Raw genomic sequence first — 344 nt, 5'->3', positions numbered from 1 at the left:
TGCAGGGCGTCGACCTGTTGGAGCATCGCCGCGCTGTTGGCGGCGAATTCCGCCGAGCGCGGGTTGAGCTGGGTGTGCAGGGTAGCCATGGTGCGCGCTCCGTTCAGCGGGTTTCGTTAAACAGTTCGCGACCGATCAACATGCGCCGGATCTCACTGGTGCCGGCACCGATTTCATACAGCTTGGCGTCACGCAATAGACGACCAGCCGGGAATTCATTGATATAGCCATTGCCGCCGAGAATCTGGATCGCGTCGAGGGCCATCTGGGTAGCGCGTTCGGCGCTGTAGAGGATCACGCCGGCGGCGTCCTTGCGCGTGGTTTCGCCGCGCTCGCAGGCCTGG

The 344-nt window shown here is 63.4% G+C and carries 2 protein-coding genes; both read right to left on the bottom strand.

Annotated features, from left to right (window positions below):
* On the bottom strand, positions 1–89 hold an 89-nt coding region (locus HX846_RS39930; RefSeq protein WP_256740202.1), incomplete at its 3' end, for a hypothetical protein.
* Between the two features lie 14 nt (positions 90–103).
* A partial coding sequence (locus HX846_RS32360; RefSeq protein ID WP_256740200.1) for an acyl-CoA dehydrogenase family protein occupies positions 104–344 on the bottom strand: 241 nt, incomplete at its 5' end.

Origin of the sequence: Pseudomonas sp. K5002 (assembly GCF_013386655.1) — a bacterium.
In the GTDB taxonomy this organism is placed as follows: domain Bacteria; phylum Pseudomonadota; class Gammaproteobacteria; order Pseudomonadales; family Pseudomonadaceae; genus Aquipseudomonas.
Note: the sequence above shows the minus strand (reverse complement) of the source record. Positions and strands in the feature narration are given on the sequence as shown.